Origin of the sequence: Methylomonas sp. MS20 (assembly GCF_050275925.1) — a bacterium.
Classification (GTDB): Bacteria; Pseudomonadota; Gammaproteobacteria; order Methylococcales; family Methylomonadaceae; genus Methylomonas; species Methylomonas koyamae_A.
The window spans coordinates 631,812-646,727 of the sequence record NZ_CP189962.1 but is presented as its reverse complement, the minus strand read 5'-3'; the positions used below and the strand labels follow the sequence as shown (position 1 = coordinate 646,727).

19 protein-coding genes are annotated in these 14,916 nt (G+C 57.2%); 6 read left to right on the top strand and 13 right to left on the bottom strand.

Annotation, left to right across the window (positions count from 1 at the left end; translation table 11 throughout):
* Positions 1 to 4: 4 nt before the first annotated feature.
* Together ACQE3D_RS02875 and ACQE3D_RS02870 are read left to right on the top strand one after the other, a co-directional pair.
* Positions 5 to 1,594: a sensor histidine kinase gene (locus ACQE3D_RS02875; protein WP_313729168.1), complete on the top strand. Its 1,590-nt coding sequence runs from the start codon at positions 5 to 7 to the stop codon at positions 1,592 to 1,594.
* A 47-nt stretch (positions 1,595 to 1,641) separates the two neighbouring features.
* Positions 1,642 to 2,322: a response regulator transcription factor gene (locus ACQE3D_RS02870; protein ID WP_168029910.1), complete on the top strand. Its 681-nt coding sequence runs from the start codon at positions 1,642 to 1,644 to the stop codon at positions 2,320 to 2,322.
* Between the two features lie 273 nt (positions 2,323 to 2,595).
* Here the strand turns inward: ACQE3D_RS02870 and ACQE3D_RS02865 are convergent, their stop codons facing one another.
* The 13 genes from ACQE3D_RS02865 to nifV form a co-directional block, all read right to left on the bottom strand.
* Positions 2,596 to 2,907 (bottom strand): hypothetical protein, encoded by a 312-nt coding sequence (locus ACQE3D_RS02865; protein ID WP_064031286.1) that lies wholly within the window; start codon positions 2,905 to 2,907, stop codon positions 2,596 to 2,598.
* 524 nt (positions 2,908 to 3,431) lie between these two features.
* Positions 3,432 to 3,878 carry a SoxR reducing system RseC family protein gene (locus ACQE3D_RS02860; RefSeq protein ID WP_168029906.1) on the bottom strand — a complete coding sequence of 149 codons (447 nt, stop codon included), beginning with the start codon at positions 3,876 to 3,878 and terminating at the stop codon, positions 3,432 to 3,434.
* A 6-nt stretch (positions 3,879 to 3,884) separates the two neighbouring features.
* Complete coding sequence (locus tag ACQE3D_RS02855) at positions 3,885 to 4,415, bottom strand: flavodoxin (RefSeq protein ID WP_064031288.1); 531 nt, start codon at positions 4,413 to 4,415, stop codon at positions 3,885 to 3,887.
* A gap of 24 nt (positions 4,416 to 4,439) precedes the next feature.
* Entirely contained in the window at positions 4,440 to 5,066 is a 627-nt protein-coding gene (gene grxD / locus ACQE3D_RS02850; protein ID WP_313729171.1) for a Grx4 family monothiol glutaredoxin, read from the bottom strand.
* 61 nt (positions 5,067 to 5,127) lie between these two features.
* Positions 5,128 to 6,423: an ATP-dependent Clp protease ATP-binding subunit ClpX gene (clpX, locus tag ACQE3D_RS02845; protein WP_064031290.1), complete on the bottom strand. Its 1,296-nt coding sequence runs from the start codon at positions 6,421 to 6,423 to the stop codon at positions 5,128 to 5,130.
* 1 nt (position 6,424) lies between these two features.
* On the bottom strand, positions 6,425 to 7,285 hold the full coding sequence (gene nifM / locus ACQE3D_RS02840; protein ID WP_313729172.1) for a nitrogen fixation protein NifM: 861 nt from the start codon (positions 7,283 to 7,285) through the stop codon (positions 6,425 to 6,427).
* Between the two features lie 2 nt (positions 7,286 to 7,287).
* Positions 7,288 to 7,767: a nitrogen fixation protein NifZ gene (locus tag ACQE3D_RS02835; protein WP_064031292.1), complete on the bottom strand. Its 480-nt coding sequence runs from the start codon at positions 7,765 to 7,767 to the stop codon at positions 7,288 to 7,290.
* On the bottom strand, positions 7,764 to 8,078 hold the full coding sequence (gene nifW, locus ACQE3D_RS02830) for a nitrogenase-stabilizing/protective protein NifW (RefSeq protein ID WP_064031293.1): 315 nt from the start codon (positions 8,076 to 8,078) through the stop codon (positions 7,764 to 7,766). Before nifW ends, ACQE3D_RS02835 begins: the two co-directional genes overlap by 4 nt.
* Before the next feature lie 5 nt (positions 8,079 to 8,083).
* A complete protein-coding gene (locus tag ACQE3D_RS02825) occupies positions 8,084 to 8,212 on the bottom strand; it encodes a hypothetical protein (RefSeq protein WP_269454770.1) in 129 nt (42 codons plus the stop codon).
* A gap of 73 nt (positions 8,213 to 8,285) precedes the next feature.
* Positions 8,286 to 8,819: a hypothetical protein gene (locus ACQE3D_RS02820; protein ID WP_064031294.1), complete on the bottom strand. Its 534-nt coding sequence runs from the start codon at positions 8,817 to 8,819 to the stop codon at positions 8,286 to 8,288.
* Positions 8,819 to 9,598 carry a serine O-acetyltransferase gene (gene cysE / locus ACQE3D_RS02815; protein ID WP_064031295.1) on the bottom strand — a complete coding sequence of 260 codons (780 nt, stop codon included), beginning with the start codon at positions 9,596 to 9,598 and terminating at the stop codon, positions 8,819 to 8,821. The genes ACQE3D_RS02820 and cysE overlap by 1 nt, the downstream gene beginning before the upstream one ends.
* Positions 9,595 to 9,762, bottom strand: coding sequence for a hypothetical protein (locus tag ACQE3D_RS02810; RefSeq protein WP_168029904.1), 168 nt, complete (start codon positions 9,760 to 9,762; stop codon positions 9,595 to 9,597). The genes cysE and ACQE3D_RS02810 overlap by 4 nt, the downstream gene beginning before the upstream one ends.
* Before the next feature lie 12 nt (positions 9,763 to 9,774).
* A complete protein-coding gene (gene nifV, locus ACQE3D_RS02805) occupies positions 9,775 to 10,899 on the bottom strand; it encodes a homocitrate synthase (protein ID WP_313729173.1) in 1,125 nt (374 codons plus the stop codon).
* Positions 10,900 to 11,208: 309 nt separating this feature from the next.
* Here nifV and rsmA point away from each other — a divergent pair, with 309 nt between their 5' ends.
* The 4 genes from rsmA to leuD all read left to right on the top strand — a co-directional run bounded on the left by rsmA (position 11,209) and on the right by leuD (position 14,909).
* Positions 11,209 to 12,003, top strand: a complete 795-nt coding sequence (gene rsmA, locus ACQE3D_RS02800; protein ID WP_168029900.1) for a 16S rRNA (adenine(1518)-N(6)/adenine(1519)-N(6))-dimethyltransferase RsmA — start codon at positions 11,209 to 11,211, stop codon at positions 12,001 to 12,003.
* A gap of 141 nt (positions 12,004 to 12,144) precedes the next feature.
* A complete protein-coding gene (gene adk, locus ACQE3D_RS02795; protein WP_064031298.1) occupies positions 12,145 to 12,783 on the top strand; it encodes an adenylate kinase in 639 nt (212 codons plus the stop codon).
* A gap of 72 nt (positions 12,784 to 12,855) precedes the next feature.
* On the top strand, positions 12,856 to 14,262 hold the full coding sequence (gene leuC / locus ACQE3D_RS02790) for a 3-isopropylmalate dehydratase large subunit (protein WP_313729174.1): 1,407 nt from the start codon (positions 12,856 to 12,858) through the stop codon (positions 14,260 to 14,262).
* Between the two features lie 2 nt (positions 14,263 to 14,264).
* Positions 14,265 to 14,909: a 3-isopropylmalate dehydratase small subunit gene (leuD, locus tag ACQE3D_RS02785; protein ID WP_064031300.1), complete on the top strand. Its 645-nt coding sequence runs from the start codon at positions 14,265 to 14,267 to the stop codon at positions 14,907 to 14,909.
* Positions 14,910 to 14,916 lie beyond the last annotated feature (7 nt).

Here is a 14,916-nt window from a genome sequence, read left to right as displayed (position 1 = left end):
CGCCATGTTTCGCCGCCGCCTGACGCTGGTCATCGCCATCTCGTTCGGCTTCGTGCTAACCATGGGCGGCACGATGTTCTGGGAAACGAATCAGGTCGCCGGTTATTTCCAACGCAGCCAGCGCGCTTACGAAGCCTTCGACCATTATCAGCGCCTATCGCTGGAAGCTTACCGGCATTTTAAAGAACGGCTGGACCGTCTGATTACCGACAGCCCGGCCGCCCAAGCCGGCGTCGACACTTCCAAGCAGCACCTTTACGACGCGGTTTCCGCGTTACGCGCGACGGCGGTCCAACCCTCGGCGGAGGACCGGGCGGATTGGTCCGGGAAATCCGCGGAGCTAGAGCGAGTCGCCCATTTCACCGCATTCTTGGACGCCAGCAAATACCGTTTCGACGAAGTAGAGCGCTTGCGCCAACAAGGTAAACGCGAAAAAGCCACCCAGTTGCTGTCCAAATTTTCGGAAGAGGAAATCGACGGCAAATTTCAACCCTTGATAGATGTCGCGATCAATGCGGAGCGCGCCAAGGCCGACAAGGCCCGCGAGGAATTGGAAGCGCTGGTCAAACGCTCGCGCTGGCTGGCGATCGGCAGCGCCCTGCTGGCCGCCGCTTTCAGCCTGACGTCCGGCCTTTACTTGATGCGCGGTTTGCGCAAGCCGTTGGAAGCCTTGATGGCCGGCACCAACGAAATTGCCTCCGGGAATCTGCGCTATCGGCTGGCGCTGGACAGCGGCGACGAATTTGCCTATCTGGCCAAGCATTTCAACCAAATGGCCCAGGAACTCGAACGCCAGCAGGAAAAATTGCGCAAGGGCCGATCCGTGCTGGAACGCCGCGTCGCCGAACGAACCCAAGAGTTGCGCCAACTGAACGAAGAGTTGCAAAGACTGGACAACGCCCGCCGCGAATTCTTCGCCGACATCTCCCACGAACTGCGCACGCCGATCACGGTAATCCGCGGCGAGGCCGAAGTCACGCTGCGCGGCCGCGAACGCGATCCCGAAGAGTACCAAGACGCGCTGCACCGCATCGTCGAACTGTCCGAACAACTGGGTAAATACGTCAACGATTTGCTATTCATGGCGCGCGCCGAAACCACGATGATGCAGTTCGAATGGGATGGGCTGGACTTCGCCGAATTGATCGGCGGCGCCATCGAGGATTTTAAAGTCATGGCCGAGGAGAATGCCTTGTCGGTATCCCTGCACCTGCCCGATCACCCCGTATGGGTCCGCGGCGACAAACAACGCCTGCGTCAGGTGTTGTTCATCCTCGGCGACAACGCCTGCCGCTATTCCAATCCCGACGGCCATATCGCCGCCGCGCTAGTGGTCGAAAACGGCGAAGCGGTGTTTAGTCTCAGCGACCAAGGCATCGGCATTCCGGCCGGCGACCTCGAGCGCATCTTCGACCGCCACTTTCGTAGCGAAAACGCGTTACACTCCCGCGACGACGGCACCGGCCTAGGCCTGCCGATGGCGAAGTCGATATTGAAGGCCCACGGCGGACGGATCTCGGTCAGCAGTACCGAGAGCGCCGGTTCTACGTTTACGATCGCTCTTCCCTTGTCCAAGCAATCCCCAACTGGCTAGCCATGAACGAAAAAAACCAATATACCCCCTCCCCCGAAAACGGCTATATGCGAATCCTACTGGTCGAAGACGACAAGCGCATCGTCGACTTCGTGCAGCGCGGCTTGAAAGCGGAAGGCTATGCGGTGGAGCGGGCCGGCGGCGGCCAGGAAGCGATATTGCTGGCCGCCGAAGGCGGCTTTCAAGTCATTATTCTCGACCTGGGCCTACCCGACATGAACGGCCGCGAAGTTTGCGAACGGCTGCGCGAAAACGGCGTCGAAACGCCGATTTTGATGCTAACCGCCAAGGATACCGTACAGGATAAAGTCACCGGCCTGCGCGCTGGCGCCGACGATTACATGACCAAGCCCTTCGCTTTTGAAGAATTATTAGCCCGCATCGAGGCCTTGATGCGGCGACGCGGCGGCGAATTGAAAGTGGATGCCAAGGAATTGCGCATCGCCGATCTGACGCTGAACGGCGAGACTCACGAAGTCCGCCGCGGCGACAGCCCGATCGAGCTGACGCCCAAGGAATTTGCATTGTTGGAATGCTTTATGCGCATGCCGGGCAAGGTACTGAGCCGTACCCGGATTCTCGAACAAGTTTGGGGATACAGCGCCGACCCGCTAACCAATGTCGTGGACGTCTATATCCGGCAATTGCGCCGAAAAATCGACGACGACTACGAACCCAAACTGTTGAAGACCGTGCGCGGCTTCGGTTACAAGATGGACGCATCCTAGCCGCGAGACTCGCGCCAGCCCGCCCGGCGCGATTGGATATGCGACACGGGTTGATCCATTGAAGAGTGTTTTCCGTAACTCACGGTCATGACCCCGAGCAACGACAATTCACCGAAACTATGTTAGCTCTACTAAAAACCGCTTTCCGTCATACCGTATGCTTAAAAGACCTTTAGAAAGCATTAGGTAACACCCCGGTAAAGCGAGCCATCCACACAAAAAAAGGGCCGCGCGGCAAAGCCGGCGACCCTTTTCTCCGCCTAACCGTGGCGTTTAACGGCCACCGGCCAAACGGCTTTCCAACTCCGACGCGACCAAAGCGTCATAGTGGCGTTGCAGCATCGAATCGGTTGGACGCGGAAACAGCGTCGCTTCAATTTCGGCTTGCAACTGTGCCAGAAAATGGCGTTTTAAAACCGAATCTTCCGGTACCAAAATACCGGAAAACTCCGTCACGGACTCGCTGACCTTGGCTTTCGCCGCTACCGCCGTTTTGGATTGCGCGAATATCGTGCAGCCCAGCGGCGCAAACGCGCAAACCGCCACCACCAGCATTACCAGGGATACCATCAACACTTCGATCATTTCATCACCTCTACAACTGAGCTTACACCGACGACGAACCGCGTCCCTCGTCCGCCGCAACGCTGAAAATCCGGGACTTTCAAGCCTCTGTTAAGCAATTTAGGTGCCATCAAAATCAAGACGATAAAACCCGCTTATATACAGGGTTTTAACCGATTTCGTCCAGAAATCCGGCGTCGAATTCGAGTGCGGTGTCCAACAACACAACAATTTGCCCATGGATTTGTCGCGCCCGCGACAATTTTCAACAGTCGGCACATGAACGCGAGGCGCTTGCAAAGCGCTTTTCACCGATCTTGAGCGGTACGCCTTCGCCAACTTGGCTTTGCACGATAGAACGCCTTATAAATCCGGCGACTATCGATCATTCCAACTTGAATTGATCTAAATCCAACGAGTTCAAGGAGTAGGATGACGCGCAGATTAATATTCGAGCGCCCGGCCGTTGGCATGCCGTTTACCCGAAAAGGCAAAATGCCAAGATTTTCGGAGCGAGGGTAGGAAATCGAGAGGTAAGCCAACGATCAGGCTTCGGCCGCCAATTTGCGGATAATTTGAGGTCGAAAACAGAGTTGCAGCAACAACAGATTTTGCGCGCGGTGTATCAGCCAGAAACCAAGCAAGAGCGTGGACAGGGCAATTTCCGGTAACCAAACATCGATCAGCGCGGCCGGTATTAGCCATTGCGCCAGCCCTAGCCCCCCGAACATCAGCAATAGCGGTAGTAAATACAGTAACAGCGAAGTCAACACCAAATGACTGTCATCGATCGCGACGACGACCCGATCTCCGGCTTGCAGGGCCAGTTCGGAATCGACGGCGAATTCACGCTTGGGTAATACTTTTGCCAGCGTTGCGGTACCGCACGACTGCTTTTGCAGACAGGCGCCGCAGGCACTGGTTTGCAGGCTTTTGATCCAAGGCCGTCCATCAAGGCCGACTCGGGTCACCACAGCCTGTTCTTCGATCATGGGCCGTTATGCCCAGGCGGAAGAAATCGAATCCAGCCAAGCGGTCAGACGACCTTCGCTCAACTCTTTTTGATTGTCTTCGTCCAGCGCCAAACCGACGAACTGGTCGCCCATCAACGCTTTGGATTTTTTAAACTCGTAACCTTCGGTACTGGTAAAGCCTACGATGTTGGCGCCGGCGTCGGCGAACGCATCGTACAAAAAGCCCAGAGCATCGACGAAGTGGCCGGGATAGCCTTCCTGGTCGCCCAAGCCGTACAGCGCAACGGTTTTGCCGCTGAAATCCGCGCCGGTGACGGTCGGTAGAAATTCTTCCCAGCTTTCGTTGTCGTGACCCGCGCTCATGCCCGGCAATTCGCCTTCGCCATAGGTTGGCGAGCCCAGGATCAATACATCGTAAGCCAGCAGGTCATCGACCGAAGCTTTGTTAATGTTGACCGGCTTGTCCGCGACGTCGCCCAGCTTGCTGGAGATTTGCTTGGCAAACTTGCGGGTGTTGCCGGTATCGGTTCCAAAGAAAATGCCTACTTTTGCCATATGGTTTACTCCTTGTTGACGAAATTAGAGTTGAATTTGCAGCAAGCCCGGATTGGCGGCCGGTTGCTGCGCGGCTTGTTGTTCCGGCGTAAACGTCTTCAGCGTCACCGCGTGCAGACGGCCGGAAGCCAACGGTTCGCTCAGGGTTTCCATGACGCCTTGATGTTGCTTAATCATAGTCTGCCCGGCAAACAGTTCGCTGACGACGACGATACCCAAGTCGCAGCCCTGGCCCTCGATTTCGATTTTGGCGCCGGGATAGGCGCTCAGAAGCAAGGCTTCGACTTCGGAATGGGTAATGGTTTGGCTGGCGGCAACCGGATCGGCCGGTGTCACCGCCGCTTGCAGCAACGGTAGCAAGCTGCCGTCGTTGTACATCGATTCCACGATGTCGGCCCCACCGATCAGTTCGCCGTTGATGAATAACTGCGGAAAGGTCGGCCATTTCGAGACCGAAGGCAAACGCTCGCGAATGAACGGCGCTTTCATCACGTTAACGTAGGTAAACGGCACCTTGGTTTCATTCAAGATACCGACCGCTTTCGCCGAAAAACCGCATTCGGGCGCGCTGGGCACGCCTTTCATATAAATAATCACCGGGTTTTCGGCCAATTGTTGCAAGATCTTTTCTTTGGTGGTTTGAGTGCTCATAAATTAAGCCTGATTGAATTGGGAATAAGGACGCCGGCCAAGTGGCCGGCGTCCTTGGCGGTTAGCCCGCCGACGAGCGTTGCAAATCGGGTTCGTCCGGATTGTCGCGCTCGACCACCTGAATTTCCGCTTCGCCGCGGATGACTTCGGCATTGACGATACAGCGAGTCACGTTATCCTTGGATGGCAACTCGAACATGGTTTTACGCAAGACGTGTTCCATGATGCCGCGTAAACCGCGCGCCCCGGTATTGCGGGCGATGGCTTTCTCGGCGATTTCCACCAAGGCGTCTTGGGTCAGCTCCAACTCGACGTCGTCGAAGGCGAACAATTGCTGATATTGCTTGACCAGCGCGTTTTTCGGTTCGGTCAACACCTGAATCAACGCGTCGACGTCCAGCGGTTCCAGCGGCGCCAAAACCGGGAAGCGGCCGATGAATTCCGGAATCAAACCGAAACGTTTCAAATCGTCCGGCTGGGTGGCGTTCAACATCGCTTCCAGGGTCGGCTTGTCGTCGGGATTGCTGACTTCGGCGTGGAAGCCGATCGCGGTTTTCGGCGGTTGCAAGCGTTTTTCGACGTGCTTTTCCAAGCCGGGAAACGCACCGCCAGCGATGAACAGAATATTGCTGGTATCGACCATCACCGAATCGCTGCCGCTGTGGTCCTTACGGCGGCCCTTGGTCGGCACCTTGACTTGCGAGCCTTCCACCAAACGCAGCAGCGCTTGCTGCACGCCTTCGCCGGACACGTCGCGGGTACCGAAGGCTTGCTCGGGACTGCGCGCGATCTTGTCTACTTCGTCGATGTAGACGATACCCCACTCGGCCTTACTGATCTGGCCGTCGGCCACGTCCAGCAAACGTACCAGGATGTTTTCGACGTCGTCGCCGACATAACCGGCCTGAGTCAGCGTCGTCGCGTCGGCCACCGCGAAAGGCACGCCGACGATTTTCGCCAAGGTACTGGCCAACAGGGTTTTACCGGTGCCTGACGGACCTATCATCAAGATGTTGGACTTGCCGATTTCGACTTTCGGATCAGCGTCGCCCAAACCGCCGGTTTTGCTGGTCTCGTGCTTGAGGCGCTTGTAGTGGTTGTAAACGGCGACCGACAGAATTTCCTTGGCCAAGTCTTGCCCGATCACGTATTGATCGAGCATTTTTTTCATTTCTTTGGGCTTGGGCAACGGGCCTTGCATGTCGGCCAGTTCCTTCTTCTTGCCCCAGCTGGAAACCACCTGGCTAGCCAACGTAACACAGGCTTCGCAGATGTAACCTTCGGTGCCCGCGATCATAGGCACCGAGGCTGACGCTTCTATGCCGCAAAACGAACAATGCTTGGGTTCTTTTACCATGTTAAACACTCCTCTTGATTGCGGGCAGACTGGCCAACCAAGTGCGCTGGCAGTTTCTGCGATAACGATCCTGCATGATTTGCTGAATCTTTGGGGTTGCTTTCTTCAACGACAGCGTTTCCGCCGGGATGATTTTTAGGCATTGAATCACGTGAAAGCCCATTTCGGTCTCGACAACATCGCTAAAGCCGCCTTCCTTAAGCGCGAACAAGGCCGCGTCGAGTTCCGGATATAACACACCGGCCGCCACGGTACCCAGCTCTCCGCCTTGCATCGCGGTCGGACATTCCGAATGCTTCAAGGCCAGATCGGCGAATTTATGCGGCTTGCGATGCAGCGTTTCGAGTACCTCGGTCATCCGCTCCAGGGCTTTCTCCCGAGTGTTTTCCGGAAAATCCGGATTGATGCTGATCACGATATGCCGAGCCTTGCGTTGCTCGGGTTTGTGAAATTTCTCGGGATGCGAGTGGTAGAAAATACCGATCTCGACCTCGTTAACCTTCGGCGCCCGCGCCGCGACGCGCTCAAGTACCGTATTGACCCGACATTGCCGATGTAAGGCGCTCCGCAACGCCTGTTCGTCCAGATGATTGGCCTCCAAGGCCGCGATAAAACCGTCTTCGTCCTCGAAACGACCACGCACGTCCTGATAAGCCCTTTCCAGTTCGATATCGGAAATCACCACCCCGGTGGCCTCGTCGGAGCTCAACACCCGGTTCTCGATTTCGAATTCGTTGCGGGCCTGTATCTCGACTTGCTTCAACTGTGGTTGCTCAAGTTCGGCCGGCGCTTTCTTGAACAGGTTCAACGCCGCTCGCAGCAAAGTATAGGGCTCTATTTTGACGTCCGCCGTCTGGTTCATCGTTACTCCTCCGGTTCTCGGAACTTGCTCGGATCGGCCGGTTCCAACACGCTCTCCGGCACTTGCAGGGTTCGGCCGGGAAAGCGCACGTGGTATTGCAAGGGTTCGGTTTCGCGCAGCACCTTCAATATCTCGCCGTCGCTACCCTTGGCGGCGATGACGTTGCCTTGCACGCCCAGGTCTATCGTGCATTTGACCTTGTCGCGAAACTCGAAGCGACTGGGCTTCCAAACCGCGTCGGCCGAGATCAACTCTTCGGCCCGACAACCGACCATGCGGCCGTGGTTCAGGAAGTGCACTGTGTAAATCACCTGGTCCTGCAAAAAAGTGCCGACTTCGATGACGTTGCCGACACTACCCCGCCGTATCAGCAAGTCGCCGATTTCCATGCCGGGATAGGTGCCATCGTTGCGCACGTTACGGGTGACCCGAACGGCTTCGCCGAATTCGAAGCGTTCTTCGTCGAAGCGTTCTTCTATCATGTTTTTATATCGCCCAGTGATACGAATACGGTTTGCGGTTCCATCATCTTGAAGACTTTGAAAACCTTCTCGGTTTGCGCGTCGGAGCCGACGAAATCGCCATAAGCGCGTTGCAATAGTTTTTTATACACTTCCCGCATCGCGTCTTCGTCTTCCGGCATGCTGCTCTTGGCTTGGCTCAGATAATCGTGGAAACGTTGCAAAATGTGCAGCCGATTAACGTGAACCACGGTCGCGTCGTATTCCAGCCCGAAATACACCAGGAAGTCCTCGGCGGCTTCCATCTCTTCCATTTCTTCTTCAAAACTCATCAGAATTACCTCATCGATAACGGGAAATCGACACCCGGCAGCGCCGCATTGGCGCCAGTCAGGTATACGACCAATAAAATCAATAACATCGTCGAGGTCTGCGCTAAAAACGGATCGGATTTTCGTTTAATCACGGCATTCACCTTCAGGTTGAGTGAGCGAAACAATATCGCCCAGGGTTATTTACTTCCGTCGCGGGGGCTATGCTTACCCGAACACGTCCGGCAACCGAAAAATACCTTCGGCCGCTTCCTGGCGCCGCACCACCAATTCCAACAAGCCTTGCGCGCCGATCCGGTCCTTATCGTCCAAGGCCACCAGTTTTTCGAATATGGCCCGGCTCAACTCGAGATTTTCCAGGCGCATGTTCAAAAATCCGATCGACTTCAACGTAAACAGGTAGAAGCGAACGCGGGTCAATAATTCCTTAGGCGCTTCGGTAACATGGCTACGTTCCAGTGCTCGCCAATCTTCCGGGAAATCGATGCCGGGCCGAATCAAGGCCAGCGCCCGCTCCGAAATGATCAAGGCTTCCGCCAAGCGGTGCTGGTAATAGTAGAAACGATTCAACGAGACCAAAACGTTCAATGACTCGGGCGCCCTCAGGAAGGCTTGCAATAGCGGCAACTCCGCATCGCCGTTGGCATAGCGCTCGGACGCATATTTGATCAAATCCTGCACTTCCTGAGAGTCATCCTGCTCGTAATACAAATCCTGAGCGTCGAACTGTAACAAATCCATTATTTGCCACCCGCTGCGGTTCGCAGTTTGACCGGCGATTCTTCGCCGTGGCAAACCCCTTCCGCCTCGCAACTACCGCAGGTTTCCTCGGCCACCACGAAACGTTTCTGATTGTTTTCCAGCTCGTCCAAACGCTCAACCAGACAATTGATCGCTTTACCGACCGGATCGGGGACCAGGTGGTGATCCAGATCGATACCGCGCGGATCTTGAATCTTGACGCCTTTCTGCTGAATGATCCGGCCGGGAATCCCAATCACGGTACAGCAGGCCGGTACGTCCTTGATGACCACCGAGTTGGCGCCCACCCGGACATTGTTACCGAGCGTGATCGCGCCGAGTATTTTGGCGCCGGCTCCAATTAGTACGTTGTCGCCGAGCGTCGGGTGGCGTTTTTCCTTGTTCCAAGTGGTACCGCCCAAGGTCACGCCGTGGTACATCGTCACGTCGTTACCAATTTCGGCGGTCTCGCCAATCACGACGCAAGCGCCATGATCGATGAAAAAGCGCTTACCTATCGTGGCGCCCGGATGGATATCGACGTTGGTCAGCCAGCGGGCGAACGCAGCCAACAATCGGGCCGTCAACTTCCAGTCGGCCAACCATAAACGGTGAGTGACCCGGTATAGCAATACCGCGTGCACGCCGGGATAGGCCAACAAGACTTCCAACCAACCGCGGGCGGCGGGATCGCGAGCGAATACGCAGGCCACGTCTTCCCGCCAATCCCGCCATAAGCCGGGTGTGGCAGCGATGCGGGAGGGCGAGAAGAACATCATTTTGCTAAGCTCCAAGTCGTTTTACCCGGCATTGGCACGCCCGGCACCCGGAAAAAGGTCCCCGGATAACGATCGTCCGGCGCTTCGTCCCGCGGCAAATTGCTAATCGGCGCTTCCACTTTACCGTTGACCGGCACGGCTGATTTTTGACGCTTGCTACTCATCGGACACCTCGCTTATAGGCTATGTAAAAACTGATTCAGATCGGCCGATTGCGGCGCGCGTTTGTTGACGCTGACGAATTGCCGGATCATCGGTAGCAGACGGCCGGCCTGCCAGCGGTTAATCTGGATACCGAGTTGCCGGTAGGCGTGGACGACGCCTTGGCTGCCGGAATGCTTGCCCAGCACCAATTGATGACTGCGGCCGACCAGCGCCGGATCAACACCTTGATAGTTCGCGGGATCTTTCAACAAACCATCGACATGGATGCCGGCTTCGTGACTGAACACGTCGCGACCGATCAGGCTTTTGCGACTGCCTATCGTGTCGCCCGACGCGGTCGCCACTCGATGAGACAAGGCCGGAAAATTGCGTAAATCGACGCCGGACTCGATACCATACAGTTGCTTCAAGCCGACCACGACTTCCTCCAGCGCGGCATTGCCGGCGCGTTCGCCCAAACCGTTGACGGTGGTATTTACGTGAGTCGCTCCGGCTAGCGCGGCGGCCAAGGTGTTGGCGGTCGCCAAACCCAGATCGTCGTGGGCATGCATTTCGATGTCCATGTCGGTAACGGCCCGCAGCTTGCGAATCGCGTCGTGAACGCCGAACGGCTCCATCACGCCGACGGTATCGGCGAACCGGATTCGGCAAGCACCGGCGGCTTGCGCCGTTTCGGCCATTTGCGCCAGGAAATCGCTATCGGCGCGGGAAGCATCCTCGGCACCGACGCAAACTCGCATGCCGGCATCCAGCGCCGCCTTGACGCAACGATCTATCGTTGCCAACACCCAGGCGCGGCTTTGTTTCAGTTTGTGCTGAATGTGCTGGTCTGAAGCCGAAATCGACAAATCGACGGTATCGACACCCAAGCCCAAACAGTGTTGTAAATCTTCCTGACGCATCCTCGACCACACCAGCAAATGACTGGACAAGCCCAACGCGCCAATGGCTTTGATCTCTTCCCGCTCTTGCTCGCCCATCGCCGGAATGCCGATTTCCAACTCGGGCACGCCTAGTTCGGCCAGTTGTTTGGCGATATTCAGCTTTTCGTCCAGCGAGAACACGACACCGGCCGACTGTTCGCCGTCGCGGAGCGTGGTATCGTCGATTACGATGGAACGAGCGGGAAATGTCATGCTGGAACCTCGATACAAATCAGCAACAATTCGGTGATTTGGGCTTAACCTCACCCTTGCTAGGCTTAAAGCAAAACACTTGCCAAGTGCGTAAATCCAGGGATTTTGCGGACTTCCCCGGCCGCTTGGCGCAACACCGACATGACAAGCCGGCCGGCGGCGAGAAATTTGTCGCAAACCTTACAAATGCCCCGCAACGGCTTTCCGCCCACTCTCTACATTGCCCGCGGACCAAGCAAATGCCCTACAATCTCCGGCTTTGCGGCCGCGAGGCCGACACACTCCGCCACCCTCGACTCCGCATCGCCCATGACTCACCAGCCCCGTAAACGCTTTGGCCAAAACTTCTTGCACGATTCCGCGATCATCAACAATATCTTGGCGCACGCCCACCCGGCAGCCGGCGAGCACTGGGTCGAGATCGGTCCCGGCTTGGGCGCGCTGACCAAACCCTTGCTGGACAGCGGCATCCGGCTCGACGTCGTCGAACTGGACCGCGATCTGGTCGCCCGCCTGCAAAAACAATACGCCGGCCGCGCCGAACTGACGATACACAGCGCCGACGCCCTGACTTTCGACTTCGCCGCGCTCGCCCAACCCGGCGAGAAGTTGCGCGTCATCGGCAATCTGCCCTACAACATCTCGACGCCGCTGATGTTCCATTTAGTGGAAAACACCCGTTGTATCGAAGACATGCATTTCATGCTGCAGAAGGAAGTCGTCGAGCGGATCTGCGCCGAGCCGGGCGGAAAACAATACGGCCGCCTCAGCGTGATGATGCAGTATTTCTGCGAAACCGAAGCGTTATTCGACGTCCCGCCGGAAAGTTTCGATCCGGCACCCAAAGTGATGTCGGCCATCGTCCGACTGGCGCCGCACGCACAAGCTCCGGTCGACGTCGCGAACTTCCGCAATTTCTCGCAACTGGTCGGCCAGGCCTTTACCCAACGTCGCAAAACCATTCGCAACTCGTTGAAGGGCTTAGTCGGCCCCGAACTGTTCGAGCGACTGGGCATCGACGCCAATTTACGCGCCGAGTCGATCTCGCTGGCCGAGTTCGCGCGACTGGCCAACCATGCCGATTTCCAAGCAGAAAATCCTTGACAAGTTTTTAACGGCAAGCCCAGTCAATTGCGATAAAATGCCGGGTTTTTTAACGGCGGACTCGCGCCACGCCGAAACCGTCAATCCTTTCCATCTTTTCCCAGGCAAGACCCGCCTGATTCATGCTCCGGAGTCATAGCTATGCGTATCATCCTGTTAGGTAGTCCAGGTTCAGGTAAAGGCACCCAGGCCCAGTTCATCACCGAGAAATATGCGATTCCGCAAATCTCGACCGGTGACATGTTGCGCGCCGCGGTCCGCGAAGGTACGCCGCTAGGTCTGGAAGCTAAAAAAGTGATGGACGCCGGCGGTCTGGTCTCCGACGACATCATTTTGGGACTAATCAAGGAGCGCATCGCCCAAGCTGACTGCGCCAACGGCTTTCTGCTGGACGGCTTCCCACGCACTATCGCTCAAGCCGAAGGGCTGGCGAACATGGGTGTTGAGCTGGATTACGTGGTCGAAATCGCCGTCGACGACGAGGAAATCATCAAACGCATGAGCGGCCGCCGCGTGCACCCGGCCTCGGGCCGCAGTTACCACGTCGTGTTCAATCCGCCGAAAGCCGAAGGCATCGACGACCTTACCGGCGAAGCGCTGATCCAACGCGACGACGACCGGGAAGACACGGTGCGCAAGCGCCTATGCGTCTACCACGAACAAACCAAGCCGCTGGTCGGCTTTTATTCTGCGCCGGGACAATCCGCCAAATTCGCGTCGATTGCCGGCGTCGGTTCGGTGCAAGACATCACCGACAAATTGTTCGCTGCATTGGCGTAGGGTACGCACCGCGTACCTTCCAGCTTGAATTCGGTACGCATTGCGTACCCTACAGATAAAAGAGAACCCGCGATGGCAGGTAAAACCTTATACGACAAACTCTGGGACGATCACGTCGTTCACACCGAAGACGATGGCTCGTGCCTGATCTATATAGACCGGCAATTGCTGCACGAAGTGACTTCGCCGCAAGCCTTCGACGGTTTGCGCCTGTCCGGCCGTAAGCCTTGGCGCATCGCCCGCAACCTGGCGGTCGCCGACCACAACGTGCCGACCAGCGACCGCCACCATGGCATCGCCGATCCGGTATCGCGCTTGCAGGTCGAAACCCTGGACCGAAACTGCGCCGAATTCGGCATCACCGAATTCGACATGAACGACTTGCGTCAAGGCATCGTCCACGTCATCGGCCCCGAGCAAGGCGCGACGCTGCCCGGCATGACCGTGGTTTGCGGCGACTCGCACACCTCGACCCACGGCGCCTCGGCGGCGCTGGCCTTTGGCATCGGCACCTCCGAAGTCGAACACGCGCTGGCGACCCAATGCCTGGTGCAAAAGAAAGCCAAGAACATGCTGATTAAAGTGAACGGCCAAGCCGGTCCGGGCGTCACCGCCAAGGACATCGTGCTGGCCATTATCGGTCGGATCGGCACCGCCGGCGGCACCGGTTACACGATAGAATTCGGCGGCGATGCGATCCGCGCGCTGAGTATGGAAGGCCGCATGACAGTCTGCAATATGGCGATCGAGGCCGGCGCCCGCGCCGGACTGGTGGCGGTCGACGATGTGACTATCGACTATTACCACGGTCGCCCCTACTCGCCCCAAGGCGATGACTGGCACATGGCGGTGCGCTACTGGCAAAACCTGCATTCCGACGCCGACGCCAAATTCGACAAAATCGTCGAATTGAACGTCGCCGACATCAAACCCCAAGTCACCTGGGGCACCTCGCCGGAAATGGTGGTGGCGGTCGATGCCGCCGTACCCGACCCAGCCGCCGAGAGCGATCCGGTCAAACGCGAAGGCATGTTGCGCGCCTTGCAATACATGGGCTTGCGGGCCAATCAAAAAATTACCGACATCCCGGTCGATCGGGTCTTCATCGGTTCCTGCACCAACTCGCGCATCGAAGACCTGCGCGCCGCCGCCGCGGTCATTAACGGCCGCCGCAAGGCCGATTCGGTCAAGCAAGTGCTGATCGTGCCCGGCTCCGGCCTGGTCAAACAGCAAGCCGAAGCCGAAGGCTTGGACAAGCTCTTTACCGCCGCCGGCTTCGAATGGCGCGAGCCCGGCTGCTCGATGTGCCTGGCGATGAATGCCGACCGCCTGGAAGCCGGCGAACATTGCGCCTCGACTTCGAACCGCAACTTCGAAGGCCGCCAAGGCTACGGCGGCCGCACCCACTTGGTCAGCCCGGCGATGGCTGCCGCTGCCGCGATCGCCGGCCATTTCGTCAATATCGCGGAGGAACGCTAATCATGCAGGCCTTTACCACCTTAACAGCATTGGTCGCGCCGCTGGACAGGGCCAACGTCGATACCGACGCAATCATTCCCAAGCAATTTTTGAAATCGATCCGCCGCGCCGGCTTCGGCCCCTACTTGTTCGACGAATGGCGTTATCTGGATCGCGGCGAACCGGAGATGGATTGCAGCCAGCGTCCGCTGAATCCGGATTTCGTACTGAACCAGCCGCAATATCAAGGCGCGCAAATCCTGCTGACCCGCGAGAATTTCGGCTGCGGCTCATCGCGCGAACACGCGCCATGGGCCTTGGAAGATTACGGTTTCCGGGCCATCATCGCACCCAGCTTTGCCGATATTTTCTTCAATAATTGCTTCAAGAACGGCGTCCTGCCCATCGTATTGCCGGCGGAAACGGTTGACCGTTTGTTCAAGGAAATTGCGGACGGCTACCGATTGACCATTGATTTGCACGAGCAAACCATCACCACGCCCGGCGGCGCGACGATCGCGTTCAGCGTGGATGAAAACCGCCGTTTCCGCTTGTTGAACGGCTTGGACGATATTGGTTTGACCTTGCAGCATGCCGACAAAATCAAAGCCTACGAGGTCGAACGCGCCAAACGCGCTCCGTGGCTGTTTCAGAACGCTTCAGTTTAGATAGGTA

Coding starts and splice junctions, on each gene's coding strand:
- ACQE3D_RS02875 (WP_313729168.1), top strand. CDS start 5: ATGTTTCGCCGCCGCCTGACGCTGGTCATCGCCATCTCGTTCGGCTTC.
- ACQE3D_RS02870 (WP_168029910.1), top strand. CDS start 1,642: ATGCGAATCCTACTGGTCGAAGACGACAAGCGCATCGTCGACTTCGTG.
- ACQE3D_RS02865 (WP_064031286.1), bottom strand. CDS start 2,907: ATGATCGAAGTGTTGATGGTATCCCTGGTAATGCTGGTGGTGGCGGTT.
- ACQE3D_RS02860 (WP_168029906.1), bottom strand. CDS start 3,878: ATGATCGAAGAACAGGCTGTGGTGACCCGAGTCGGCCTTGATGGACGG.
- ACQE3D_RS02855 (WP_064031288.1), bottom strand. CDS start 4,415: ATGGCAAAAGTAGGCATTTTCTTTGGAACCGATACCGGCAACACCCGC.
- grxD (WP_313729171.1), bottom strand. CDS start 5,066: ATGAGCACTCAAACCACCAAAGAAAAGATCTTGCAACAATTGGCCGAA.
- clpX (WP_064031290.1), bottom strand. CDS start 6,423: ATGGTAAAAGAACCCAAGCATTGTTCGTTTTGCGGCATAGAAGCGTCA.
- nifM (WP_313729172.1), bottom strand. CDS start 7,285: ATGAACCAGACGGCGGACGTCAAAATAGAGCCCTATACTTTGCTGCGA.
- ACQE3D_RS02835 (WP_064031292.1), bottom strand. CDS start 7,767: ATGATAGAAGAACGCTTCGACGAAGAACGCTTCGAATTCGGCGAAGCC.
- nifW (WP_064031293.1), bottom strand. CDS start 8,078: ATGAGTTTTGAAGAAGAAATGGAAGAGATGGAAGCCGCCGAGGACTTC.
- ACQE3D_RS02820 (WP_064031294.1), bottom strand. CDS start 8,819: ATGGATTTGTTACAGTTCGACGCTCAGGATTTGTATTACGAGCAGGAT.
- cysE (WP_064031295.1), bottom strand. CDS start 9,598: ATGATGTTCTTCTCGCCCTCCCGCATCGCTGCCACACCCGGCTTATGG.
- ACQE3D_RS02810 (WP_168029904.1), bottom strand. CDS start 9,762: ATGAGTAGCAAGCGTCAAAAATCAGCCGTGCCGGTCAACGGTAAAGTG.
- nifV (WP_313729173.1), bottom strand. CDS start 10,899: ATGACATTTCCCGCTCGTTCCATCGTAATCGACGATACCACGCTCCGC.
- rsmA (WP_168029900.1), top strand. CDS start 11,209: ATGACTCACCAGCCCCGTAAACGCTTTGGCCAAAACTTCTTGCACGAT.
- adk (WP_064031298.1), top strand. CDS start 12,145: ATGCGTATCATCCTGTTAGGTAGTCCAGGTTCAGGTAAAGGCACCCAG.
- leuC (WP_313729174.1), top strand. CDS start 12,856: ATGGCAGGTAAAACCTTATACGACAAACTCTGGGACGATCACGTCGTT.
- leuD (WP_064031300.1), top strand. CDS start 14,265: ATGCAGGCCTTTACCACCTTAACAGCATTGGTCGCGCCGCTGGACAGG.